The 26049-nt window shown below is 62.6% G+C and carries 18 protein-coding genes and 2 tRNA genes; 5 read left to right on the top strand and 15 right to left on the bottom strand.

The annotated features are described in order from the left end of the window. Positions 1-250: 250 nt before the first annotated feature. From sucD to sdhC, 9 genes are all read right to left on the bottom strand, one after another. Positions 251-1123: a succinate--CoA ligase subunit alpha gene (gene sucD / locus QD356_RS11540; protein ID WP_043333998.1), complete on the bottom strand. Its 873-nt coding sequence runs from the start codon at positions 1121-1123 to the stop codon at positions 251-253. Next, positions 1123-2289 (bottom strand): ADP-forming succinate--CoA ligase subunit beta, encoded by a 1167-nt coding sequence (sucC, locus tag QD356_RS11535; protein ID WP_043333999.1) that lies wholly within the window; start codon positions 2287-2289, stop codon positions 1123-1125. Before sucC ends, sucD begins: the two co-directional genes overlap by 1 nt. A gap of 108 nt (positions 2290-2397) precedes the next feature. Beyond that, positions 2398-3837 carry a dihydrolipoyl dehydrogenase gene (gene lpdA, locus QD356_RS11530; RefSeq protein WP_043334000.1) on the bottom strand — a complete coding sequence of 480 codons (1440 nt, stop codon included), beginning with the start codon at positions 3835-3837 and terminating at the stop codon, positions 2398-2400. 113 nt (positions 3838-3950) lie between these two features. Continuing rightward, entirely contained in the window at positions 3951-5531 is a 1581-nt protein-coding gene (gene odhB / locus QD356_RS11525) for a 2-oxoglutarate dehydrogenase complex dihydrolipoyllysine-residue succinyltransferase (RefSeq protein ID WP_192838556.1), read from the bottom strand. A 51-nt stretch (positions 5532-5582) separates the two neighbouring features. Next, positions 5583-8417, bottom strand: a complete 2835-nt coding sequence (locus tag QD356_RS11520) for a 2-oxoglutarate dehydrogenase E1 component (RefSeq protein WP_054555372.1) — start codon at positions 8415-8417, stop codon at positions 5583-5585. 227 nt (positions 8418-8644) lie between these two features. Then, positions 8645-9349 (bottom strand): succinate dehydrogenase iron-sulfur subunit, encoded by a 705-nt coding sequence (locus tag QD356_RS11515; protein WP_043333105.1) that lies wholly within the window; start codon positions 9347-9349, stop codon positions 8645-8647. A 159-nt stretch (positions 9350-9508) separates the two neighbouring features. Beyond that, the gene (gene sdhA / locus QD356_RS11510) at positions 9509-11281 is read right to left on the bottom strand and encodes a succinate dehydrogenase flavoprotein subunit (protein WP_043333106.1); all 1773 of its coding nucleotides are present in this window, start codon (positions 11279-11281) and stop codon (positions 9509-9511) included. A 3-nt stretch (positions 11282-11284) separates the two neighbouring features. Next, complete coding sequence (sdhD, locus tag QD356_RS11505; RefSeq protein ID WP_043333107.1) at positions 11285-11632, bottom strand: succinate dehydrogenase, hydrophobic membrane anchor protein; 348 nt, start codon at positions 11630-11632, stop codon at positions 11285-11287. Further along, positions 11626-12003: a succinate dehydrogenase, cytochrome b556 subunit gene (sdhC, locus tag QD356_RS11500; protein ID WP_043333108.1), complete on the bottom strand. Its 378-nt coding sequence runs from the start codon at positions 12001-12003 to the stop codon at positions 11626-11628. The genes sdhD and sdhC overlap by 7 nt, the downstream gene beginning before the upstream one ends. Before the next feature lie 391 nt (positions 12004-12394). On the opposite strand from sdhC, the gene gltA reads away from it, so the two are divergent. Both gltA and QD356_RS11490 read left to right on the top strand, forming a co-directional pair. Further along, positions 12395-13681, top strand: coding sequence for a citrate synthase (gene gltA, locus QD356_RS11495; protein ID WP_043333109.1), 1287 nt, complete (start codon positions 12395-12397; stop codon positions 13679-13681). Between the two features lie 268 nt (positions 13682-13949). After that, positions 13950-14837: an NAD(P)-dependent oxidoreductase gene (locus tag QD356_RS11490; protein WP_192838557.1), complete on the top strand. Its 888-nt coding sequence runs from the start codon at positions 13950-13952 to the stop codon at positions 14835-14837. 530 nt (positions 14838-15367) lie between these two features. On the opposite strand, the gene QD356_RS11485 is transcribed toward QD356_RS11490, so the two are convergent. The 3 genes from QD356_RS11485 to gltX form a co-directional block, all read right to left on the bottom strand. Continuing rightward, positions 15368-15443 (bottom strand) — tRNA-Glu (locus QD356_RS11485). An 18-nt stretch (positions 15444-15461) separates the two neighbouring features. Next, positions 15462-15537, bottom strand: a tRNA-Ala gene (locus tag QD356_RS11480). A gap of 197 nt (positions 15538-15734) precedes the next feature. After that, positions 15735-17210 carry a glutamate--tRNA ligase gene (gltX, locus tag QD356_RS11475; protein WP_043333111.1) on the bottom strand — a complete coding sequence of 492 codons (1476 nt, stop codon included), beginning with the start codon at positions 17208-17210 and terminating at the stop codon, positions 15735-15737. Positions 17211-17467: 257 nt separating this feature from the next. Here gltX and cydD point away from each other — a divergent pair, with 257 nt between their 5' ends. Genes cydD through QD356_RS11460 form a run of 3 tightly spaced genes read left to right on the top strand, consistent with a single transcriptional unit; the run spans position 17468 to position 22014 of the window. Then, positions 17468-19306 (top strand): thiol reductant ABC exporter subunit CydD, encoded by a 1839-nt coding sequence (gene cydD / locus QD356_RS11470; protein WP_192838558.1) that lies wholly within the window; start codon positions 17468-17470, stop codon positions 19304-19306. Continuing rightward, entirely contained in the window at positions 19303-21165 is a 1863-nt protein-coding gene (gene cydC, locus QD356_RS11465; RefSeq protein WP_192838559.1) for a thiol reductant ABC exporter subunit CydC, read from the top strand. Before cydD ends, cydC begins: the two co-directional genes overlap by 4 nt. 36 nt (positions 21166-21201) lie before the next feature. Beyond that, positions 21202-22014: an SDR family NAD(P)-dependent oxidoreductase gene (locus QD356_RS11460; protein ID WP_192838560.1), complete on the top strand. Its 813-nt coding sequence runs from the start codon at positions 21202-21204 to the stop codon at positions 22012-22014. Between the two features lie 20 nt (positions 22015-22034). Here QD356_RS11460 and QD356_RS11455 read toward each other — a convergent pair whose 3' ends face one another. The 3 genes from QD356_RS11455 to QD356_RS11445 all read right to left on the bottom strand — a co-directional run bounded on the left by QD356_RS11455 (position 22035) and on the right by QD356_RS11445 (position 25954). Further along, complete coding sequence (locus QD356_RS11455; RefSeq protein ID WP_043333112.1) at positions 22035-22934, bottom strand: LysR family transcriptional regulator; 900 nt, start codon at positions 22932-22934, stop codon at positions 22035-22037. A 440-nt stretch (positions 22935-23374) separates the two neighbouring features. After that, positions 23375-24436, bottom strand: coding sequence for a magnesium/cobalt transporter CorA (gene corA / locus QD356_RS11450; protein WP_084589333.1), 1062 nt, complete (start codon positions 24434-24436; stop codon positions 23375-23377). 963 nt (positions 24437-25399) lie between these two features. Continuing rightward, positions 25400-25954: a carboxymuconolactone decarboxylase family protein gene (locus QD356_RS11445; protein WP_043333113.1), complete on the bottom strand. Its 555-nt coding sequence runs from the start codon at positions 25952-25954 to the stop codon at positions 25400-25402. Positions 25955-26049: the final 95 nt, after the last annotated feature.

The following is a 26049-nucleotide window of genomic DNA, read 5'->3' as shown; positions in this document are numbered from 1 at the left end:
TGTCGCTTGGTCAGGTACCAATGAACAGTCATCAGATTAGCAACTGCTTGATATGAACGCACCTGCCCCGCCTGCATCAGCCGAAACACCTATCCCCTCGCGAACGTCACCGGCCGCAGGTAGCCCCGCCGACATGCACTCGGGAGAGACTGGCGGCGGCCAGAAACGAAAAAAGGGCAGGCCCTGTGGGCCTGCCCTTTCGGTGACATGCGATCCGCTTGGCGCCGATCGCTGTCAGGAGATCAATGGCTTACCAGCCAGTGACTTCCTTGATGGCATCGCCGATCTGCGCGAGTGAACGCACAGTCTTGACGCCAGCTGCTTCCAGAGCCGCGAACTTCTCGTCGGCAGTACCCTTGCCGCCGGAGATGATGGCGCCTGCATGGCCCATGCGCTTGCCCGGAGGCGCAGTCACACCAGCGATGTAGGAGACGACCGGCTTGGTGACGTTCGCCTTGATGTAGGCAGCCGCTTCTTCTTCAGCAGAACCGCCGATCTCGCCGATCATGACGATGGCTTCGGTCTTCGGGTCCTTCTCGAACATCTCGAGGATGTCGATGAAGTTGGAACCCGGGATCGGGTCGCCGCCGATGCCGACACAGCTGGACTGACCGAAACCGTGGTCAGTGGTCTGCTTGACGGCTTCGTAGGTCAGGGTGCCGGAACGAGACACGATACCGACCTTGCCCGGCTGGTGGATGTGACCCGGCATGATACCGATCTTGCACTCACCTGGAGTGATGACACCCGGGCAGTTCGGACCGATGACACGCGCGCCCAGCTCGTCGCACTTGACCTTGACTTCCAGCATGTCGAGAGTCGGCACGCCTTCGGTGATGCAGACGATCAGCTTGATGCCTGCATTGGCCGCTTCAAGGATGGAATCCTTGCAGAACGGTGCCGGCACGTAGATGACGGACGCTTCAGCGCCAGTCTCGGCAACGGCTTCGGCGACGGTGTTGAACACCGGCAGGCCCAGGTGAGTCTGACCACCCTTGCCCGGCGTCACGCCACCGACCATCTTGGTGCCGTAGGCGATGGCTTGTTCAGAGTGGAAGGTACCCTGGCCGCCAGTGAAGCCCTGGCAGATCACCTTGGTGTTCTTGTCGATCAAAATGCTCATTACTTGCCCTCCGCAGCTTTGACAACCTGCTGCGCCGCGTCAGTCAGGCTGGTAGCAGCGATGATGTTCAGACCGCTTTCGGCCAGCTTCTTGGCGCCGAGTTCAGCGTTGTTACCTTCCAGACGCACCACGACCGGCACGTTGACACCGACCTGCTCGACGGCACCGATGATGCCTTCGGCGATCATGTCACAACGCACGATGCCGCCGAAGATGTTCACCAGAACAGCTTTGACGTTGTCGTCGGACAGGATGATCTTGAATGCTTCTGCAACGCGTTCCTTGGTAGCACCGCCACCCACGTCGAGGAAGTTGGCCGGCTTGCCGCCAGACAGGTTGACGATGTCCATGGTGCCCATCGCCAGGCCTGCGCCGTTGACCATGCAGCCGATGTTGCCGTCGAGGGCAACGTAGTTCAGTTCGAACTTGGCAGCATGCGCTTCACGCTCGTCTTCCTGAGACGGATCGTGCATCGCCTGCAGGTCCGGGTGACGGTAGACGGCGTTGGCGTCGATGTTGATCTTGCCGTCGAGGCAGTGGAGGTTGCCTTCGTCGGTGATGACCAGCGGGTTGATTTCCAGCAGCGCGAAATCCTTGTCGGCGAACATCTTCGCCAGACCCAGGAAGATCTTGGTGAACTGCTTGATCTGGGTCGGGTTCAGACCCAGCTTGAAGGCCAGTTCACGCGCCTGGTACGGCTGTGCGCCGACCAGCGGATCGATCTCGGCTTTCAGGATCTTTTCCGGCGTCTCTTCAGCAACCTTCTCGATTTCCACGCCGCCTTCGGTGGAAGCCATGAAGACGATGCGACGAGTGGTGCGGTCAACGACGGCGCCCAGGTACAGCTCTTCGGCGATGTCGGTGCAGTTCTCGACGAGAATCTTGGTGACCGGCTGACCGTTTTCGTCAGTCTGGTAGGTCACCAGGTTCTTGCCCAGCCACTGGGTCGCGAAGTCGGAAGCGGCTTGTGCGCTGTCGACCAGCTTGACGCCGCCAGCCTTGCCGCGGCCACCTGCGTGGACCTGTGCCTTGACGACCCACTTGTCGCCGCCAATCTTCTTGCACGCTTCAGCAGCGTCTTCCGGGGTGTCAACGGCAAAGCCCTTGGACACCGGCAGGCCATAGTCGGCAAAAAGTTGTTTTGCCTGATATTCGTGAAGGTTCATCGTGTCATGCCATTGGTTGCATTAGACTCGAACGGCAGTCGCAAGATGCCACTGCCACCGTTCGCCCCGGCCTGGCCGGGGCGACGCGCCTCTTGTTCGGAAGGACGCTTACTTGCGCTTCTTGCGGTTTGCGATGTGAATCGCATGCCCGTCAACGGCCAGCGCGGCTTCGTGCACGGCTTCCGACAGTGTCGGGTGAGCCGTGCAGATCAGTGCGAGGTCTTCGGCGCTTGCGCCGAACTCGAGGGCAGTCACACCCTGTGCGATCAGCTCACCGGCATGCTGGCCGATGATGTGAACGCCCAGGACGCGATCAGTCTCAGCGTCGGCAATGATCTTGGCCAGACCTTCAGTAGCATTGTTGGCCATGGCACGACCGCTTGCCGCGAACGGGAAGCTGCCGGTCTTGACTTCGATGCCTTCGGACTTGGCTTGCTGCTCGGTCTTGCCGACCCACGCCACTTCCGGGAAGGTGTAGATGATGCTCGGGATGGCGTCGTAGTTCATCTCGGCCTTGTGGCCGGCGATGATGTCGGCAACCATCACGCCCTCTTCAGAGGCCTTGTGCGCCAGCATCGGGCCACGCACCACGTCGCCGATGGCGTAGACGCCCGGCACGCTGGTCGCGCACTGGTCGTCGACGTGGATGAAGCCACGCTCGTCCAGATTGATGCCGACATCGCTGTCGAGCAGGCTCTGGGTGTACGGACGACGGCCGACCGCGACGATGATCTTGTCGAAGGTCTGTTCCTGTTCGCCGTTGGCGTCGGTGTACTTGACGACGACTTCACTGTCCTTGATGTCGGAACCGGTCACACGGGCGCCGAGCTTGATGTCCAGACCCTGCTTCTTGAGCAGCTTCTGGGCTTCCTTGGCGACGGCCGCATCGACCATCGGCAGGAAGCTGTCGACCGCTTCCAGCACGGTGACTTCAGAACCGCAACGGCTCCACACGCTACCGAGCTCGAGACCGATGACACCGGCACCGATGACACCCAGACGCTTCGGCGCTTCGTCGAACTCGAGCGCGCCGGTGGAATCGACGATCAGACCTTCGGTCAGCGGCGTGGGCGGAATCTCGACCGGCACGGAACCGGACGCGATGACGATGTTCTCGGCTTCGTAGGTCGCCTTGCCACCGTCGTGATCGGTCACTTCGACCTGCTTGTTCGGCAGCACCTTGCCGGTACCTTCCAGCGCGGTGACACCGTTGGCCTTGAACAGACCGGAGATACCGCCGGTCAGGTTCTTCACGATCTGCGCCTTGCGCTCGATCATCTTGGCCACGTCGATCTCGACGCCGTCGGCCTTGATGCCCAGTTCGGCGAATTCATCACGCGCTTCGACGTACTTGTGCGAGGTTTCCAGCAATGCCTTGGACGGAATGCAGCCGACGTTCAGGCAGGTACCGCCGTGAACGACCTTGCCTTCCTTGTTGACCCACTTCTCGACGCAGGCGGTCTTCAGACCCAGCTGAGCAGCGCGGATAGCGGCAACATAGCCACCAGGGCCAGCGCCAATGACGATCACATCAAATTTATCGGCCATGTCTCTTCCTGTTGGTGCAGTTCGATTCGGGTTGGCAACCCGGCGAGTGTCAGTGCCACCCGCCGGGGCCGCTCACGCCCTCGAGATCCTCAAGGACGTGAGACATTGCGGTCTCAGACGTCGAGCAGGAAACGAGCCGGATCTTCCAGCAGGTCCTTAATGGCGACGAGGAACTGGACTGCATCCTTGCCATCGATCATGCGGTGATCGTAGGACAGTGCCAGATACATCATCGGACGGATGACGACCTGACCGTTCACGGCCATCGGACGCTCCTGGATCTTGTGCATGCCCAGGATGGCGGTCTGCGGCGGATTCAGGATCGGGGTGGACATCAGGGAACCGAAGATGCCGCCGTTGGTGATCGTGAAGGTACCGCCCTGCATCTCATCGATGCCCAGCTTGCCGGCGCGGGCACGCTGACCGAAGTCGACGATGGTCTTTTCGACATCGGCGAGCTTCATGCTGTCGGTATCACGCAGCACCGGCACGACCAGACCGCGGTCGGAAGACACGGCCACACCGATGTCCTGGTAACCGTGGTAGACGATGTCGGTGCCGTCGATGGAGGCGTTGACGTCCGGGAAGCGCTTGAGCGCTTCGGTGGCCGCCTTGACGAAGAAGCCCATGAAGCCGAGCTTGGTGTCGTGCACCTTCTGGAAGGTGTCCTTGTACTGCTTGCGCAGTTCCATCACCGCGCTCATGTCCACTTCGTTGTAAGTGGTGAGCATGGCGGCAGTCTGCTGGGCATTGACCAGACGCTTGGCGATGGTCTGACGCATGCGGCTCATCGGCACGCGCTTCTCGGGACGCTCGCCCTCGAAGGTCGGTGCAGATTTCGGCGCGGCCTTGGCATCAGACTTGGAAGCGCCGGACTTGGCAGCCGGCTTGGCAGCGGACTTGGCCGCAGTGCCTTCCTTGACGGCCTTGGCCACGTCTTCCTTCAGCACGCGACCGCCCTTGCCGGTACCGACCAGCTTGCTGACGTCCAGATCGTGCTCGGCCACCATCTTGCGTGCTGCCGGGGCGAGGATCTTGTCGCCGACCTTCTCGTCCTGACCTTCGTCAGAGCCGGACTTGTCGTCGCTTGCCTCAGCGGCCGGCGCGGCGCCACCGGAAGCACCAGCACTGAACAGTGCCAGCACGGCTTCGGTCTCGCAGGTATCGCCTTCCTCGACCTTGATCTCGCTCAGGGCGCCGTCGGCCGGAGCCACGACTTCCAGCACGACCTTGTCGGTCTCGATCTCGACGATCAGCTCGTCGCGCTCGCAGGCTTCACCGACCTTCTTGTGCCAGGTGGCGACGGTGCCTTCGGCAACGGATTCCGGGAAGCTCGGCGCCTTGACTTCCAGCGTCTTGCCTTCGCCACCGGCGGCCGGCTTGCTTTCGGCCTTGGCGTCGTCCTTGCTCTCTTCAGCGGCGGAGTCGTCCTTGGCGTCAGAAGACGCAGCGGCGTCTGCGTCACCGATGGAGCCCAGCACTTGCTCGGACTCGCAGGTGTCGCCTTCCTGAACCTTGATCTCGCCCAGGGTGCCGTCCTGCGGTGCGACGACTTCCAGCACGACCTTGTCGGTCTCGATCTCGACGATCAGCTCGTCACGCTCGACGCTGTCGCCGGGCTGCTTGTGCCAGGTCGCCACAGTGCCTTCGGCGACGGATTCCGGAAAAGACGGCGCTTTGATATCGATAGCCATTGGAGTTCCTTAACTCAATTCTCTCTCGGTGCCCTTGCGGGTCGCGAGCCTTTACTTGTTGAAGGCGTCGTCGACCAGCTGGCGCTGCTGCTCGTTATGAACGGACATGTAGCCCGCGGCAGGTGCCGCAGAGGCCGGGCGTCCGGCGAAGTCCAGGCTCATGCCAAGCCCCTGACGGTGCTGCTCAGCGACCTGACGCATATGGTGCTGACTCTGATACCAGGCACCCTGGTTGAGCGGCTCTTCCTGGCACCACATCACCTGCTCGAGATTCTCGTAGTCGGCGATGGCGGCCTGGAGCTCTTCCTTCGGGAAGGGATAGAGCTGCTCGACACGGATGATGGCAACATCTTCACGGCCCTGCTCGGCGCGATAGGCGGCCAGGTCATAGTAGACCTTGCCCGCACACAGCACGACGCGCTTGACCTTGGAAGCTTCCAGGTTGCCCTTGTCGGACAGCACCATCTCGAAGCGGCCATCGGCCAGCTCGTCGAGGGTGGAAGTCGCTTCCTTGTGACGCAGCAGAGACTTGGGTGACAGCACGACCAGCGGCTTGCGCAGCGAGCGGATGACCTGACGACGCAGCAGATGATAGATCTGCGCCGGCGTGGTCGGCATGCACACCTGCATGTTGTGCTCGGCACACAGCTGGAGGTAACGCTCGAGGCGTGCGGAGCTGTGCTCCGGGCCCTGACCCTCGTAGCCGTGCGGCAGCAGCATGGTCAGACCACACAGGCGGCCCCACTTGCTCTCGCCGGAGGAGATGAACTGGTCCATCACCACCTGGGCGCCGTTGGCGAAGTCACCGAACTGGGCTTCCCACACGACCAATGCCTTGGGCATGGTGGTGGCATAGCCATATTCAAAGGCCAGCACCGCTTCCTCGGAGAGGTAGGAGTCATGGATGGTGAAGGTCGCCTGACCATCCTTGATGTGCTGCAGCGGCACGTAGGTGTCGCCATCCTTCTGGTTGTGCACCACCGCATGACGGTGGGAGAAGGTACCGCGACCCACATCCTGACCGGTGATACGCACCGGATGGTCGGCATCGACCAGGGTGGCGTAGGCCAGTGTCTCGGCGAAGCCCCAGTTCAGCGGCATGCCACCGGCGGCCATCTTGCGACGGTCTTCGTAGATCTTGTTGACCTGACGCTGGACCGAGATGCCGTCCGGCACTTCGCACATCTTGTTGGCGAGGGCCTGCAGCTGCTTCATGTCCATCGAGGTATCGGCGACGCCGGTCCACTCGTGGCCCAGGTACGGCGTCCAATCGACGAACAGACCGGTGTTGGGCTGCTTCACCAGCGCATTGGCAACGTGGTTGCCGGCATCCAGGTCGGCACGGTACTGATCGACCAGGTGCTTGGTCTCTTCCGCGCTGAGCACGCCTTCCTCGACCAGACGGTCCGCATACTTCTCGCGGGCAGTCTTCTGGGACTTGATCTTGGCGTACATCAGCGGCTGGGTACCGGACGGCTCGTCGGCTTCGTTGTGACCGCGCTTGCGGTAACACACGAGGTCGAGCACGACGTCACGCTTGAACTGCTGACGGTAGTCGATGGCGACCTGAGCGGCGTGCAGCACGGCGTCCGGATCATCTCCATTGACGTGGATGATCGGCGCCTGAACCATCTTGGCGATGTCGGTGCAGTATTCGGTCGAGCGAGCGTCATCGGCACGCGAGGTGGTGAAGCCCACCTGGTTGTTGATGACGACATGCACGGTACCGCCCGTCTTGTAGGCACGGGTCTGCGACATCTGGAAGGTTTCCATGACCACGCCCTGACCGGCGAATGCCGCGTCACCGTGGATGGAAATCGGCAGTACGCTGTCGCCTTCGCTGTCTTCGCGACGGTCCTGACGGGCACGCACGGAGCCTTCCACCACCGGAGAGACGATTTCCAGGTGCGACGGGTTGAACGCCAGCGCCAGGTGGACTTCGCCGCCCGGGGTCATGACATTCGAGCTGAAGCCCTGGTGGTACTTCACGTCGCCGGAACCCTTGGCAATCTGCTTCTTGCCATCGAATTCCTCGATCAGCTCTGACGGGCTCTTGCCCAGCAGGTTGACCAGCAGATTGAGACGGCCACGGTGGGCCATGCCGATCACGACTTCCTTGGTACCGTACTTGCCGCTGCGCTGGATCAGCTCATCCATCATCGGAATGAAGGATTCGCCGCCTTCCAGACCAAAGCGCTTGGTGCCCGGGTACTTGCTGGCGAGATAGCTCTCGAGGCCTTCGGCGGCGGTCAGACGTTCCAGCACGTGATGACGGACATCGCGTGAGAAGTTCGGCTTGGAACGTACGGACTCGAAACGCTGCTGCAGCCAGCGCTTCTCTTCCGTGTTGACGATGTGCATGAACTCGGCGCCGATGCTGCGGCAGTAGGTCTGCTCGAGCGCGGCGTGGATTTCCTTGAGCGGTGCAACATCCTTGCCGAGGAACAGCGAGCCGGTCTGGAACTCGACGTCCATGTCAGCGGCGGACAGCTGATGGAAGGACAGTTCGAGGTCCGGTACCGGTGCCGGCTTGCGCAGACCGAGGGGATCGATATCCGCCTTCTGGTGGCCACGGAAGCGGTAGGCGTTGATCAGCTGGAGAACACGTACCTGCTTCTTGTTCTCGCTGCTTTCGCCCGCAGAGACAGCCACCGGGCGGCGACTGTTGCGACCCATCTCGTAGAACTGATCACGGATCGGCGCTAGCGGAACATCCTGGGAGGGGCTGCCGTCATGACGCGGCAGAGTATCAAAGTAGTTGCGCCACTCGTCGGGAACCTCATTCGGGTCGACAAGATAACGCTCGTAGAGATCTTCTACGTAGTGGACATTCCCCCCGCTCATATGGGAAGTGCGCCACATCAACTCCATTGTGCCTTCTTGCATCTCTCGGTCACCCTGACTGATGGGGTGGGGTAGGCGCCTGACAAGCGCTGTCGGCGTCACTCGATTATGCCCTGTATGGCGAAACCATGGAGGCCTTCACCATCTGAGTCTTCTTTTATCGTCAAAAGCCGGTGCACAAGGCACCGGCTTCAGCAAGCTGTGCGCTGCGACAAGGTGTGACACCCTGCCGCAGCTGACGTGCATCATAGCAAGCTAAGGCGCGGCTTTTAAGTGGCGTTTGCCAGCAAAAGCTCACGAATCTTGCCGATGGCACGTGTCGGGTTCAGACCCTTGGGGCAAACCGCGACACAATTCATGATTCCGCGACAACGGAATACGGCGAACGGGTCGTCCAGCTCGCTCAAACGCTCCTTGGTGGCGGTGTCACGCGAGTCCGCCAGGAAGCGATAGGCCTGCAGCAGACCGCTCGGACCGACGAACTTGTCCGGGTTCCACCAGAAGGACGGGCAGGCAGTCGAGCAGCAGGCACACAGGATGCACTCGTAGAGACCGTCAAGCTTGTCACGGTCTTCCGGCGACTGCAGACGCTCGATGGCCGGCGCCGGCGTGTCGTTGAGCAGGTACGGCTGGATGCGCTCGTACTGCTTGTAGAAGATGCTCATGTCGACGACCAGGTCACGCACGACCGGCAGGCCCGGCAGCGGACGCAGTACCAGCTTGTTGTCCTTGACGACTTCGGACAGCGCGGTGACACAGGTCAGGCCGTTCTTGCCGTTCATGTTCATGCCGTCCGAACCGCAGACGCCTTCACGGCAGCTGCGACGATAGGCCAGCGAGCTGTCCTGTTCCTTGAGCATTTCCATCACGTTCAACACCATCAGGTCACGACCCTGGGTGTCGACCTGAAACTCCTGCATGTACGGCGCAGTATCGGTTTCAGGGTTGTAGCGGTATATGGATACCTGAAGCATGGTTTCCCCTCCGGGCAAACGGGTCAGGTGCGTGCGGTGACCTGCACGCACCTCGATCACGGCGAACTCAAGCGAGAGTGAACTCGAGCGAGTGCGAACTTGGTCTGAAGCAAGGCGCGGCGTCCCGAACGGGTCGCGACGCGCGCCTTGGGTTCAGACTCAGTAGGTACGAATCTTCGGCTCGAAACGCTCGACGGTCTTCGGCGCGAAGTTCACATCACGCTTGCCGACACGCTTCTCGTTCGGGAAGAACAGAGAATGCTTGAGCCAGTTCTCGTCATCACGATCCGGGAAGTCGTAACGGGAGTGAGCACCACGGCTTTCCTTGCGGGTCAGGGCCGCAATGGCAGTGGCTTCCGCCACTTCCATCAGGTTGTCCAGCTCGAGAGCTTCGATACGCGCGGTATTGAAGACCTGAGACTTGTCGGACAGACCCGCCTTGGCGATACGCTCACGCAGATCGGACAGCTGCTTGACGCCCTCTTCCATCTTGTCTTCCTGACGGAAGACACCGAAGGAGTTCTGCATGATCTGCTGCAGTTCGCGCTTGAGTTCCGGCACGGACTCGCCGCTTTCGGACTCGTTCCAGCGGTTCAGGCGCACCAGGGCTGCATCGATGTCGCTCTGCGTCGGCTCGAGGTACTCGACACCTTCGTTGAGCGCGCTTTCGATGTACTTGCCCGCGGCGCGGCCGAAGACGACCAGATCCAGCAGCGAGTTGCCGCCCAGACGGTTGGCACCGTGAACCGACACACAGGCCACTTCACCCACGGCATAGAGGCCGTTGACGATGCGGTCGCTGCCGTCTTCGTTCTGTGCGATGGCCTGACCGTGCACGTTGGTGGCGATGCCGCCCATCATGTAGTGGCAGGTCGGCACGACCGGGATTGGCGCGTTGGTCGGATCGACGTGCGCGAAGGTCTTGGACAGCTCGGAGATACCCGGCAGGCGCTTGTTCAGCACTTCCTCGCCCAGGTGATCCAGCTTCAGGAAGACGTGGTCGCCATTCTCGCCACAGCCACGGCCTTCGAGGATTTCCAGCACCATGGAGCGCGCGACGACGTCACGGCCCGCGAGGTCCTTGGCGTTCGGCGCATAACGCTCCATGAAGCGCTCGCCGTCCTTGTTGACCAGGTAGCCACCTTCACCGCGGCAACCTTCGGTGACCAGCACGCCAGCACCGTGAATCCCGGTCGGGTGGAACTGCCACATTTCCATGTCCTGGACAGGCAGGCCGGCACGCAGTGCCATGCCGATACCGTCGCCGGTGTTGATCAGGGCATTGGTGGTGGAGGCGTAGATACGGCCCGCACCGCCAGTGGCCAGAACGGTGGCCTTGGACTTCACGACCACGGTCTCGCCGGTCTCGATGCACAGGGCTATCACGCCGACGATATCGCCGTTGGCATTCTTGACCAGATCGATGGCGTACCACTCGTCGAGGAAGACGGTGCCGTTCTTCAGGTTGGCCTGATACAGAGTGTGCAGCAGGGCGTGACCGGTACGGTCAGCCGCGGCGCAGGTACGAGCCGCCTGGCCGCCCTTGCCGAAGTCCTTGGACTGGCCACCGAACGGACGCTGATAGATGCGGCCGTTGTCGAAACGGGAGAACGGCAGACCCATGTGCTCAAGCTCGAAGACCGCTTTCGGGCCTTCGGTACACATATATTCCGCAGCGTCCTGATCAGCGATGTAATCGCCACCCTTGACGGTGTCATACATGTGCCAGCGCCAATCATCATTCGGATCAGCAGAAGCGATGGCACAGGTGATACCGCCCTGGGCAGAGACAGTATGCGAGCGGGTCGGGAAGACCTTGGACAGCACGGCGGTCTTCTTGCCGGACTGGGACAGTTCGAGACCGGCACGCAGGCCAGCGCCGCCGCCGCCGATGATGATCGCGTCGAATGTCAGGCTACGCATGGTGGACATGTATCAGGCTCCCCACAGGACTTGAACGCCCCAGACCAAGAAGATGAACAACGCAAGGATGACGAAGACCTGGAAACCGAAACGCAGTGCGGTCGGCTTCATGTAATCGGTCGCCACGGTCCACAGACCGATCCAGGCGTGTGCGGCAATCGAGATGAATGCCATCAGAGAGAAGATGCGCATCGCCGTGTTCTCGAACAGACCACTCCAGGTGGTGTAGTCGAGGTTCGGATGGAGCAGCAGGTAGCCGACCATGAACACGGAATAGACTGCCAGAATCACGGCAGAAACACGCTGCAGCACCCAGTCGGACAGACCGCTGCGGCTGAAATTGGTGATGTTGTTTACCATACCCAGACTCCCGCCAGGACCACGAGAACAGCACTGATCACGACAGTGACCTGCGCCTTGCGATTAGCACTTTCCAGTTCGACACCAATATCCATGTCCATCAGCAGGTGCTTGATGCCAGCCACGAAGTGGAAACCGAGGGCAGACAGCAGGCCCCAGGCCACGATCTTGGCCAGGAAGTTGGTCGCCAGGGTGTCGCGCACTGCCTCGAACCCTTCCGGGGAGGACAGCGAGGCATCGAGTGCCCACAGCGCAAATACCAGGCCCACGAACAGAATCACGCCAGTAATACGGTGGGTGATTGAAGTCAGCGCAGGGAGAGGGAACTTTATCGTCGTCAGATCGAGATTTACGGGTCGTTTGCTATTCACGGCTCTTACACACTCTCTTGGCCCAACACGGACGCAAGCCCGCAGGGGCGGTGGTTTGAGGAAGGGTCTCGGGCGCAGGCCATCCACGGTACCGAGCCGAATTTCCCGCCAGTCGCGCGACGGTGGATTATAGGGGTTGGCCATTGGCATGACAAATGGCATGACGTCGCAGGGCCGCAACCACGGATTGCACAAAATGCAGTGAACAGGACGCGACCTGACGCCACGGGATACGTAAACGTCGGGGAACTGACGCACAGCAGCATGGCGCGCGTCTCTACGCCGTGTGGCGAATTGACAATCTTTCGCGGGCTTCTATAGTGGGCGGGATTGATGCAAGCCCGGCATGGCAAGCAAGTCAAAGAGTTACGCGAATAATGAGGAGGTCGGCATGACTGACAAGAAAGCGACATTGACAGTAGACGGTATCGACAAGAGCATCGAGTTCCCGGTCTATTCCGGCACGCTCGGCCAGGACGTCATCGACGTTCGCGGCCTGACCGCCGAAGGCATGTTCACCTACGACCCGGGCTTCGTCTCCACTGCCGCCTGCGAATCATCCATCACCTTCATCGATGGCCAGAAAGGCGTGCTGCTGCATCGCGGCTACCCCATCGACCAGCTGGCCAAGAGCTCCAACTACATCGAGCTGTGCTACCTGCTGCTGTTCGGAGAGCTGCCGAGCGACGAGGAATACGACAAGTTCGCCCAGCTGATCAGCAACCACACCATGGTGCATGAGCAGATCGTCAACTTCTTCAAGGGCTTCCGTCGCGACGCTCACCCGATGGCGATCCTGTGCGGCGTGGTCGGTGGCCTGGCCGCCTTCTATCACGACAACCTGAATATCACCAACGAGAAGGAACGCTACGTCAGCGCCGTGCGCCTGATCGCCAAGATGCCGACCCTGGCGGCCATGTGCCACAAGTACAACATCGGCCAGCCGTTCATGTACCCGCGCAATGACCTCTCCTACGGCGAGAACTTCCTGTACATGATGTTCGGCAACCCGTGCGAGGAGTACAAGATCAACCCGGTGTTCGCCAAGGCGATGGACACCATCTTCATGCTGCACGCCGACCACGAGCAGAACGCCTCGACCTCTACCGTGCGTCTGGCCGGCTCCACCGGTGCCAACCCTTTCGCCTGCATCAGCGCCGGTATCGCGGCACTGTGGGGCCCGGCACACGGCGGCGCCAACGAAGCCGTGCTGGCCATGCTCGACGAGATCGGTGAAGAGTCCGAGGAGAACATCCAGCGCTTCATCGACAAGGCCAAGGACAAGGAAGACCCGTTCAAGCTCATGGGCTTCGGTCACCGCGTCTATCGCAACTTCGATCCGCGCGCCAAGGTCATGAAAGAGACCTGCGACGAAGTGCTGGAGCAGCTGGGCATGGCGGACGACCCGCAGCTCAAGATCGCCAAGCGTCTGGAGCAGATTGCGCTGGAAGACGAGTACTTCATCGAGCGCAAGCTGTACCCGAATGTCGACTTCTATTCCGGCATCATCCTCAAGGCGATCGGCATCCCGACCAACATGTTCACGGTCATCTTCGCCATGTCGCGCACCATCGGCTGGATCTCCCACTGGAACGAGATGATCGCCGGCGGCCACCGCATCGGCCGTCCGCGTCAGCTCTACACCGGCCACCCGCAGCGCGACTATCCGGCCAAGTAACCCAGCACCAATCAACCAGGCACCCGGCAACATCGGGTCATGCGCCTGCAGGACAGACCGCCTCTTCGGAGGCGGTTTTTTTTGGCCTGTTGCCTCTCATGCGCGCAGCCCCTGCCTGACTGCAAGCCACAAAGCCGCCCCACTCCGCCCCGAACGTGCTAGCGTGCTGATGTACCGGCCTCGTCACGCCCTGTACGCGCCGGCACGCCAAACGCCCCACCGCGAGCGGCGCAACCTCATTCCTGATTGATGGCAAGGAGCCCCCAGCATGTCAGACACACACACTACGCCACGTACCGCCGCCTTCATCGGACTCGGTGTCATGGGCCACCCCATGGCCGGCCATCTGAAACGCGCAGGCCTGGAGGTGCGGGTCTACAACCGCACACGTGCACGCGCCGAGCAGTGGAGCGAGGAGTATGGCGGCAGCCATCACGCCACCCCGCGAGAAGCCGCCGAGGGCGCCGATATCGTGCTGATGTGCGTGGGCAATGATGATGACGTGCGCAGCGTCACCTACGGCGACGACGGTGTGCTGGCCGGCATGGCGAGCGGCAGCCTGCTGGTAGACCACACCACCGCCAGTGCCGACCTGGCACGCGAGCTGGCCGCCGCCGCGGCCGAGGCCGGCATCGGCTTCGTCGACGCGCCGGTGTCCGGCGGCCAGCAAGGCGCCGTAAATGGCGTGCTGACCATCATGTGTGGCGGCAGCGAGGCGGATTACGCGCGCGCCGAACCGGTGCTGACGCACTACGGTCGCATGGTGAAGCGCATCGGCGAGACCGGTGCCGGTCAGACCACCAAGATGGTCAACCAGATCTGCATTGCCGGGCTGGTGCAGGCACTTTCCGAGGGCCTGCACTTCGCCGAGCAGGCCGGGCTGGATCGCGAGGCGGTGATCGAGGTGATCTCCAAGGGTGCCGCCGGCTCCTGGCAGATGGAAAACCGTCACGCCACCATGATCAAGGACGAGTACGATCATGGCTTTGCCGTCGACTGGATGCGCAAGGACCTCGACATCTGCCTGGCGGAAGCACGCCGCATCGATGCCAGCCTGCCGGTGACCGCGCTGGTCGATCAGTTCTATGCCGACGTGCAGGCCATGGGCGGCAATCGCTGGGACACCTCCTCGCTGCTCAAGCGCCTCTCCAGATGAAGCGGGACTGAATACATGCGAGCGAGCTGAATCGCATCACACGGCCTCGCACTGAAAACGCCTCATTCCAACGCCTTATGGACGCGGGAATGAGGCGTTTTTTCGTGCCGCAGCGCAACATCCCAGACAGCAGCGGCGCTCGGCAGGTTTTTCCACACTATCTGTGGATAACCTCGTTGATAACCCCTAGACAAGCGCGGCGAACCAGCATGACAGCGGGCTTACCAACAGATTGCACAAAATTTAACCAGCGCATAAACCATTGATATAAAAGAAATTTTTGGTAACACGACGTAAGCGCCAGCCGCAGGGGCCGCACTTTGGGAAGAGATGCAGGGGGAGATGTGACAGCGCGCGAACAGTGGACAAGACACGGGGTCTGTCAAGGGCGACTTGGGGATAACATGCTTTTCTGCCGACACACAGGCTGTGCATAAGCCAGAATCAGGGACAAAAAAAACACACCCCGCAAGGTGTGCTTTTTTGTTGACTTCACGAGACCTGAAAGGTGACTCGAGATGTCTGAAGAGTGGCGTCCCATAGGGGGTTCGAACCCCTGTTACCGCCGTGAAAGGGCGGTGTCCTGGACCACTAGACGAATGGGACGCAGTCGCTTGAGAAACTTGGTGGAGCCTAGCGGGATCGAACCGCTGACCTCAACACTGCCAGTGTTGCGCTCTCCCAGCTGAGCTAAGGCCCCGTCTCTCAAGAACGAGGCGTATCTTACTGATAACCCTCGGGGTCGTCAACTTCTTTTTCACACAATTCTCATCGTGATGCTGATCAGCACTGAAAGCGCTGTTCAGCGCCCTGCTGCAAGACATGGCCCCCATGACGACATACGTCACGGGGGCCATCATCTGCACATCGCAGACACCCTTGCAGGTCGCGATATTCTTACAGGTCGCGATATTCCTTCTCGAAGCGCTTGGCGGCCTTCTTGGAGACGCCGCCCAGCACGGCCACGGCGTGACGCAGACGCGCGCGCGTCATGTCGGAGCCCAGAATGACCATCGCGTCCATCACCGAGGTGGAGGTCGCCGAGCCGGTCACCGCCACGAATACCGGTGCCAGGAAGTCCTTCATCTTGAGCCCGAAATGCTCGGAGAGCAGCTTCACTTCCGCCAGCAGATGCTCCTTGTCCCAGCGGCTCACGGCTTCAAGCTTCCAGGTCAGGAACTGCATCTGACGCACCAGGTCTTCACCTTCCAGCTTCGCCTTGGCGAAGTCGTCCGGCGTGATGGCCGGCAGACCGGAGAAGAAGTGGCCGGCCAGCGGAATCGCCTCGGACAGCGTCTCGATGCGCGGCTTCACTTCCGGCAGGATCTGCTTGACGTAGGACTCGTTGAAGGCCCACTGACGCAGCTCGCTCAACAGCTCGTCCTCGGACAGATCGCGGATGTAGAGACCGTTCAACCAGCTGAGCTTCTCGACATCGAATACCGGGCCACCCAGCGAGACACGCTGGATATCGAAGTGCTCCTGCATCTCGCTCAGGGTGAACTTCTCGCGCTCGTCCGGCATGGACCAGCCGAGACGGCCGAGATAGTTGATCACCGCCGCCGGCAGGTAACCCATGCGACGGTAGTAGAGGATCGACGTCGGGTTCTTGCGCTTGGACAGCTTGGTCTTGTCCGGGTTGCGCAGCAGCGGCATGTGGCACAGTTCCGGCATCTGCCAGCCGAAGTATTCATACAGCAGCTGATGCTTGGGCGCCGAGTTGATCCACTCCTCGCCACGCAGCACGTGGGTGATCTCCATCAGGTGATCATCCACCACGTTGGCCAGGTGGTAGGTCGGCATGCCATCGGACTTGAGCAGGATCTGCGCGTCGACCTGAGCCCACTCGACCTCGATCTCGCCACGCAGCATGTCCTTGACCACACAGGTGCCGCTTTCCGGCACGTTCATGCGGATGACGAAGGGTGCGCCCGCCGCTTCACGACGTGCCACTTCTTCTGCCGGCAGCGCGAGATCGGACGGCTTGAGCGCCATGTGCAGACCTTCGGCCTTGCGCGACTCGCGCAGCTCGTCCAGCTCTTCACTGGTGCGATAGCACTTGAAGGCATGGCCGGCATCGATCAGCTGCTGGCAGTGTCTGGCGTAGATGTCGCCACGCTCACTCTGACGGTACGGGCCGTGCGGACCGCCGACATCCGGGCCTTCGGCCCATTCGATGCCCAGCCAGCGCAGCGAGTCGAGGATCATCTGCTCGGATTCGCCGGTGGAACGCGTCTGATCGGTATCCTCGATACGCAGAATGAACTCGCCACCGTGCTGACGAGCGAAGCACTGGTTGAACAGGGCGATGTAGGCGGTGCCGACGTGGGGATCACCAGTCGGCGACGGTGCGATGCGCGTACGAACGGTCATGTGGAGTCCAGTAGTTCGAGAAGAGGGGGCAACAAGCGTCTCGGCAATGACTGACTGCCGGGGCGTGAAATCACGCTGCTGTCTCAGCAGCAAGTGCTGGGGCATATTATACGCAAGGTGAAGATGTGCGACAGTGCGTCGCCGTGTACCAACGCTCTCTCGGCGGTAAGCTTGCGCCAGATGCGTCATTCTCTGCCTTGAGACGTGACGCCAGCGCCTCCCTGCAACTATCTCTGCCACCACCGGCAGGAGCATGAATGCCCCGAACTGCCGCTGCACCCGATGTTTCACCCTCCCCCACCGATGCCACTGCATCGGCAGAATTCGTGCCACGCCGCTGGCTGGAGACACTGGCACGTGCCGGTGGCCGCTGGCCCCAGCTCGCTATCCTGTGCGCCCTGCTCTCGACGCTGGCGCTGCTCGCCCAGGCCTGGGCCATCGCCCGTCTGGCCCAGGGCGTCGCGATCGACCGCGAAGGCCTGGCGACACTGTGGCCGGCCATCGCGGTGCTCGCCGCCAGTCTCTCGCTGCGCGGCGCGCTCACTGGCCTGCGCGGCTATGCCGGCACCCGCGCCAGTCAACAGATCCGCCGTCGCCTGCGCGAGCGACTGTTGCAGCGCTTCGCCGAACTCGGCCCGCTGTGGGTGCGTCGCCAGCATCGCGCCAGTCTCGCCAACCGCGTCTGGGACCAGGTCGAGTCACTGCACGGCTACTACGCCGACTTCCGCCCGCAGACACGCCTCGCGGGGCTGATTCCGCTGATGCTGCTGTGCGTAGTGTTTCCGCTCAACTGGGCGGCCGGCCTGATTCTGGCCACCACCGCACCACTGGTGCCGATCTTCATGATTCTGGTCGGCATCGCGGCGCGCAAGCGCTCGCAGGAGCAGTTCCGGGAGATGGACCGCATGGGCCGCCACTTCATGGACCTGCTCACCGGCCTCAAGACCCTCAAGCTGTTCGGCAGCGCCAGACGCGGCCCCCAGGTCGAGGCGGTCAGCCATGCCTTTCGCAAGCGCACCATGCGCGTGCTGCGCCTGGCCTTCCTGTCCTCCACGGTGCTGGAATTCTTCACCGCGGTGTCCATCGCGCTGCTGGCGGTCTACCTCGGCTTCCACTTCCTCGGCCATCTGCAATTCGGCACCTGGGGCGACTCACCGCTGACCCTGCAGACCGCGCTCTTCATTCTGGTGCTGGCGCCCGAGTTCTATCAGCCGCTGCGCGAGCTGGGCGTGCACTATCACGCCAAGGCCGAGGCCGAGGCTGCCGCCAGTGATCTCGCCCCCATCGTCGGCAGTGCCCCCTTCACGCAAGAGGCCGAGGCTGGCGCACAGGAGCACAATGCCATCAGCGACCTGCCCGCGGCGCGCCCTCAGACCCGCAAGCTGCACTCGCTGATGCTGGAAGAGGTCTGTGTGCGCTATCCCAATCAGTGGAACCGCCAGACCAGCACGCTGACTCCGCCGGCGCTCGGCCCGCTGACCCTGCGGATCACCCAGGGCGAACGTGTCGCGTTGACCGGTGCCTCCGGCTCCGGCAAGTCGACGCTGCTCAATCTGCTGCTCGGCTTCGTCGAAGCCAGCGACGGCCTGCTGTACCTCAATGGCCATCCGCTGAGCCACGGCCTGCCGCCGGGCATGGCGACCTGGGTCGGTCAGGAGACGGTGGTCCTGTCCGGCACGCTGGCCGACAACCTGCGTCTGGCCAGGCCTCACGCCAGCGACGCCCAGCTCGAAGCGGCGCTGGACAATGCCGACCTGCTTGACTGGTACCAGCACCTGCCGCACGGGCTCGAGACGCGCCTTGGCGAGGGCGGTCAGGCGCTGTCCGGTGGTCAGGCACGCCGCCTGTCTCTGGCCCGCGCCTTCTTGCATGACGCGCCACTGGTGCTGCTGGATGAACCCACCGCCAGCCTGGACGCCGACAGTGAAGCGCGCGTGATCGCCGCGCTCAAGCGTCTCGGCGAGGGCCGCACCCTGCTGCTGCTGACCCACCGACCAGAGCTGCTGACGCTGTGCCAGCGCCTGATCCACCTGGACGATGGCCAGCTGGTGCAGGACCGCCCGCTCCCCCTCCCGACGCCGCGAGGTGACGCATGAGCCGCGCCATCCGCAAGCCCGCACCTGATACGCCCGCAGCTGTCACGGCCAGTGAGCCAGCACTGAGCGAAGCGTATAGCGAGCAGCGCCCGCGTCTGCGCGAGTTGACGCCCTATCTGGCCCTGATGCGCGAGCATCGCGGCTGGCTGGGCATCGGTGCGCTGCTGGCGCTGATCACCCTGCTGGCCGCCACCGGTCTGCTGGCGCTGTCGGGCTGGTTTCTCTCCGCCACCGCCGTGGCCGGCTTGAGCGTCGCCGCCACCCAGGCCTTCAACTTCTTCACCCCGGCGGCAGGCGTGCGCGGTCTGGCGCTGGCGCGCACCGCCGGGCGCTATGGCGAGCGCGTCACCACCCACGAAGGCACGCTGCGTCTGCTGGCGAGCCTGCGCCGTCGCCTGTTCGAGGCCATCGAGCCGCTCTCCCCCGCCGCCCTGCAACATGCCGGCCAGGGAGAGCTGATGACCCGCCTGGGCGCGGATGTCGACGCCCTCGACAGCCTCTACGTGCGCGTATTGATTCCCTCGCTGGTGGCGGTCTGCGCCATCCTCGCCGCCGGCACGCTGATCGGCATCTTCGCGCCGACACTGGCGCTGGTGGCGGTGATCGGACTGGTGCTGACCGGCGGACTGGTGCCGTGGCTGGCCTGGTGGCGTGGCAGCCGTGACGCCATGCGGCATCAGTCCTCGGCCAGCCGCCTGCGCGCGCGCCTGCTGGAGCGCCTGCAGGGGCTGGGCGAGCTGGTGATCTATGGTCGCTGGAATGAGGAACTTGAGCGCCTCGCCGAGCAACAGGCCGAGCGGGATAGCATCGAGCGCGCCCAGGCACGCCGTCAGGCACTGGCCAGCTGGCTGAGCCACAGTCTGCTGGGGCTGACGCTGGCTGGGGTGGCGCTACTCGGCGTCATGCAGATGGCGCCATATGCGAACACCGACATGACGACGCATTCTGGCGAGCTGCTCGATGGTCGCCTGCTGGCGCTGTTCCTGCTGGCCGTGCTCGGCGCCTTCGAGGCACTGGCGCCACTGCCGCTGGCCTGGCAGGGGCTCGGTCGCTGTCTGTCGGCGGCCGCGCGCCTCAACAGCGTGCAGGCCAATACGCCGGCGGCTCGGTTCCCCAGTGACTCCGAGGCTGCCACGCCGGTGGGTCACGCCTTGGAGATCGAGCAGTTGAGCGTCACCCACGGCGACACGCCGGTGCTCACAGAGCTTTCCCTGACGCTGGCTGCCGGCGAGCATCTGGCACTGCTCGGCCCGTCCGGCAGTGGCAAGAGCACCCTGCTGGACGTGCTCAGTCGCTTCCATATTCCCAGCGCCGGACGCATCACGCTGGGCGGCGTGGCGCTGGACTCGCTCGATGAGGCCACGCTGCGCGCAAGCTTCGCGGTCTGCCCGCAGGACACGCATCTGTTCTGTGCCAGCTACGCCGACAACCTGCGCCTGGCCGCTCCCGAGGCCAGCGATGAGACACTGACGCGCATGCTGGAAAGCCTTGGCCTCGGTGACTGGCTGGCCCGCCAGCCACAGGGACTGGCCGGCTTCCCGGATGAAGGGGGGCGCTCGTTGTCCGGTGGCCAGCTGCGCCGCTTCGGTGTGGCGCGTGCGCTGCTGTCACCCGCGCCGATCGTGCTGCTCGATGAGCCCTGCGAAGGACTGGACCGCACCAGCGCCGCGCAGGTGATGAGCGCGATTCTCACCGCCTGCGAGGGCCGCAGCCTGATCATGATCACCCACCAGCCGCTGGGGCTGGAGCGCTTTGCGCGCCTGGCGCTGCTGGAAGCGGGCCGCCTGCAGGAAGACGCCACCCCGACCACGCTGAGCAGCGATTCCCGTCTCGCCAGGCTGATGGAGCGCACTGCCTGACGACAGTCACATTCGGCACTAAAGAGGGAGACATGCATGGCAGACAGCAGACTGGAAGATCAGCCATTGGCGGCGGATACCTTCGCGCGCCTGCCACAGGGCTTCTGCGCACTGGTCACCGGTGCCAGCGGCGGGATCGGGCGGGCGCTGATCGCTGAGCTGCTCGCCCACCCCCACTGTGGAAAAGTGCTGGCGGTGAGTCGCGATGTCTCATGCCTTCCGGCGCATCCCGAGCTCGAGACGCTGGAGGCCGACCTGACCACCGAGCAAGGCACCGCGCGCCTCGAGGAGTGGCTGGCACAGCAACTGGATAGCGAGGGCGAGACGGGGCAGCCACCGGCGCTGATACTCAACGCGCTGGGCCTGCTGCATGACGAGCGCGAGCAGCTATGGCCGGAGAAGCGTCTGGAGGATTTGAGTCTGGCGGCCCTGATGCGCCTGCACCAGGTCAACGCCTTCGCCCCGGCCCTACTGCTGGGAATGCTGGCGCCACGCCTGCGTCGACGCACGCCGGTGATCTTCGCCTCGCTGTCGGCGCGGGTCGGCTCGATCTCCGACAACCGCAGCGGCGGCTGGTATGCCTATCGCGCCAGCAAGGCCAGCCACAACATGCTGCTCAAGACCGCCGCCATCGAGATCGCGCGCCGCAATCCCGAGGCGCTGCTGGTCGCGCTGCATCCCGGCACCACTGACACCGGCCTGTCGACGCCCTTCCAGGCCCGCGTGCCCGAGGGCAAACTGTTCACCACGGGCTTTGTGGCGCGCCGTCTGTTGCGCGTCGCCTGCGAACTCCCACCCACCGCCAGCGGCGGCTTCTACGACTGGGCCGGTCAGGCCATCGAGTGGTAACCCTCTCTGTAGAGGCAGCGTCAGAGCTGCAGATGCTCCTGGAACCACTCGGTGATGAAGTCGAGATAGGCGCGGGTCTTGTCGGGCAGGTACTTGCGTGAGCGGAACAGCACCACCATCGAGCCATGCTCATTCCAGTAGGGCTGCAGCAGCGGCACCAGTTCACCACTTTCCACTGCCGCGCGGGCCGAGAAGGTCGGCAGGTAGGCGAGACCGAAGCCGGCCTTGGCCGCCTCCACCACGCCGAGCAGATTGTTGATCACCAGCCGCGACTCCGGCTCCACATCGAAGGGCTGGCCATTGAGCGTGAAGCGCCAATGCGCCCCCAGGTCGTAATTGCCGTAGAAGATGGTATCGAAGGCGCGGATGTCCTGCGGCTGCACCGGCGGTGCATTGACGCGCGCCAGATAGTCCGGCGCCGCATACAGGCCATAGACCACCTTGCACAGTGGGCGCGAGACCATCGAGGAATCCGGCAGCGGCCCCATGCGAATCGCCAGATCCACCGACTCATCGATGGGCTCGAAGCGCTGATCCTCGAGCAGAATCTCGACGCTGACATCCGGGTAGCGGCGCATGAAGGCGGTGGTCGGCGCGGCCAGATACATGAAGCCGAACGACACCTGCGCCGACACCTTGAGCTGGCCCATCGGCTGCGAGGTGACGGACTGCACGCGGGCCTCGGCGGATTCCAGCTCCTCGCGGATGCGCAGGCCGTGCTCGTAGTAGATGCGCCCCGCCTCGGTGAGATGCAGCTTGCGGGTCGAGCGATTGATCAGACTGACGCCCAGCTGCTCTTCCAGTGCCGCCACCCGCTTGGACGCCAGCGACTTGGAAATCCCCAGTCGCCGTGCCGCCGCCGTGAAACTGGCCGCGCGCACGACCTCGACGAATACGCGCAATGCATCAAGTGTCGCCATGTGTCTCCCTCACCCTCGCTGTGCAACCGCCATGGCCCTCTGAATACGGCCAGACACCCCATCACTCCTTCAGGTTTCCAATATGGAAACCCTAGTTTTCGATTGTACGCGCTTATTCTCCAAAGCGTGGCACCCTATACTGTGCGCCACGAACATGCGGGAGCAGGCGCGTCGCGGCATCGGCCGCCTGCTTCCGGACTAGACCGACGACGGCCGGGCCTGCGTGGCGCAGTCCGACCGTCTAGGTTCGCGCTCAGGTAGTTGCACTGCTCATCCCACCGATTCCCGGTGACTGGTCTGCATGGCGACGCCCCCACGCGCGGTTTCGCTGTCGGCCCATCCCGGGCCTCGGTGGCGATCTTCAGTGTTGTAATGCAAGTTTCTTGTGCGCCTGCCGTCTCACGACGCCAGGCGCTTTTTTTATGCCTGTCTTCAGCGACTTACAGCCACTTCTTCCACTTGAAGAACAGATAGGTCGAGAGCGCCGACACCCCCATCAGACACAGCGCGAAGGGATAGCCCCAGTCCTCGTCCAGCTCCGGCATCCAGTGGAAGTTCATGCCGTAGATGCTGGCGATCAATGTCGGCGGCATGAAGACCACTGCCGCCACCGAGAAGATCTTGATGATGCGGCTCTGGTCGAGGTTGGTGAAACCGATCGAGGCATCGAGCAGGAAGTTGACCTTGTCGAAGATGAAGGTGGTGTGCGGATTGAGCGAGTCGATATCGCGCAGCATGTCGCGAATCTCCTGACGTCGCGACTTCTGGCGTGGCGCCGAAGGCAGGTGGCGCGTCAGCTGACGCAGCAGGCGCTGACTGTCCAGCAGCGACTGGCGCACCTTGTCGTTGTAGCGCTCCTGCAGCAGGATGCCATGCAGGGTGTCTTCCAGCGCCTCGGGGTGCACCGCCTGCTTGCCCAGCGCCTCCAGTGCCCGGTAGATATCCTCGATCTCATCGGCCAGGTAATCGACCTTCATCGCCAGCAGCGCCAACAGCACCTCCCAGCCATCCTCCGGACTCAGTCGCTGACGACGCAGGTGATTGCGGAACAGCCTCAGCAGGCCGATATCCTCGTGGCGCATGCTGATCAGCTGGCGCCCATGCAGATGGAAGGCGACGTTGGCCGTCTGTGGCTCGCGCCCCTTGCGATGCGGAAACAGCGAGACGACGTGGATGCCATCGCCTTCCAGATAGAAGCGCGACGACGACTCGATCTCCTCCAGCTCCTCGACATCAGGCAGCTCCACCGTGAACTGTTCACTCACCCAGCGCTTTTCCTGCTCATCCGGCTCGCAGAGATCGATCCACAGCACATCGCTACGCACCAGTATCGGTGGCGCCAGCTCGTCATCGGCCAGCAACCCGGCATGCAGGGCAGCCGCTTCTTCAGCGCTGTCCGCCAGGCGCGGCGGCGCATCGGGCTGGCCGGGCTGCGGGTCGGGCAACACGATATGTTCGCCGCGCAGGCGGCCATCATCGTGCAGTCGATAGAGTGTGATCATGATGACTTCCTCGAAAAGCCCCGCGGGTCGCGCCTGTGCACTGACTGATGACAATGACTGGCCGCAATGGCCAACCGTCTGAAAAGGCAGCGAAACCCGGGCACCTTGGCGGCGTGGGAATAGGATGTCGTCATTCTAAACGAGATGGCGCGCCAGCGGAGGCTGAGCGACGGGGCGTATCAGGCATGAGCGCGAGGTCGCGTGCGAGAGATCGCCCGCAGGAGTGATTGAGCGAGTGATCGTGCGAGAGAGCGAGCGAGTGATGGAGATAGTGCGCCAGAGCAGCGCCTGACGGCCAAACACGAAAAAAGGCGACCCGTGAGAGTCGCCCTAAGACCGTGACTAGCTTGATGAGGAGAAACCCGAACAGGGGCCTGACTCCGCTGTTCTGGCTACCGCATTCCATGGCGGGAAGCGATGAATCCAGATTATGCTCTCCGGCAGACGCCGTCAATACTAATGAGAAATATTTTCATTAACATTGAGTCAGCGTTTATCTCACGCGCCGCTGGCCTCCCCTCACCGGCTGACGTATCATGGCGCCAGAATATCAAGGTCGTGACTGGCCTGATGAGACGCTTGCCAGGGACCTGACATCCAAATCTGGTGAGCACGAAGCACCGCTCGACTCGCAAGCCTTCCTCCCTGTAATTGGCAGACGGAAAGCGAGTGAATCGAGAAGCGCTTCCGGACGCCTCCCTCGTGCAAGCGAAGGAGGCGTCTTTTTTTGCGCATAAAAAAGCGGCCCACCCCGTAGGATGAGCCGCTGGCAAGGACCGTAAATCTGTCTGATGAGAAGCCTCCCGGACAGGGGCCTGACTCCGCTGGCCGGGACACCGCTACCCATGGCGGGGAAGCGATGACCCCAGAATATGACCCGCAGGCTCAGACGTCAACACTAATGAGAAATATTTTCATTAGCATTGGAGAGTCAGGCACTTGCCGTGCCTTCTCGCCTCAGCTTCAGCCCTGCTTGTGCCACTCGAACTTCTTGAACGGCTCGTCGATTGGCGTCTCGGCCAGGTGATTGGTGTAGTTGCTCATCACCTTCTGGGACAGGCCCAGAATCACTTCCAACACATTGCGCTTGGTATAACCGGCATCGAGGAAGGTCTGCACGGTGGCGTCATCGACGAAGCCACGCTCACGCACCACGGCCAGCGTGAAGGTACGCAGGGCTTCCAGACGCTCGGTCGGCAGCGGCGTCTCGTTGCGCAGCGCCTCGATGATGGCGTCATCCACCTTCATCGACTTGGCGATACCGGTATGCGCCGGCACACAGTAGTGGCAGTTGTGCTCGACGTTGATGGTCTGCCACACGACGGTGGTCTCTTCATCATCGAAGCTGCTGTCGAGGAACAGCTGGTGCAGCACCTGGTAGCCTTCCAGCAGGCCCGGGGCTTCGGCCATCACGGCGTGCAGGCCCGGCACCATGCCGAAGGCTTCGACGGACTTGCCGAGCAGCGGCTTACTGTCCTGCGGGGCATTGTCGGCGGTGTACAGCGTGAAATCTGTCATGAGGACTCCTTCGGAATGATGAGCGTTATGCGCGGAGCCTCAGGGGCGGGCTGCCAGTCAGTGGCATGAAGCCTTGAGCAGCGCCCCTGGGGATG

It is taken from the genome of Cobetia sp. 2AS (genome assembly GCF_029846355.1).
Taxonomy (GTDB): Bacteria; Pseudomonadota; Gammaproteobacteria; order Pseudomonadales; family Halomonadaceae; genus Cobetia; species Cobetia amphilecti.
This window is presented reverse-complemented; position numbering and strand designations above follow the sequence as displayed.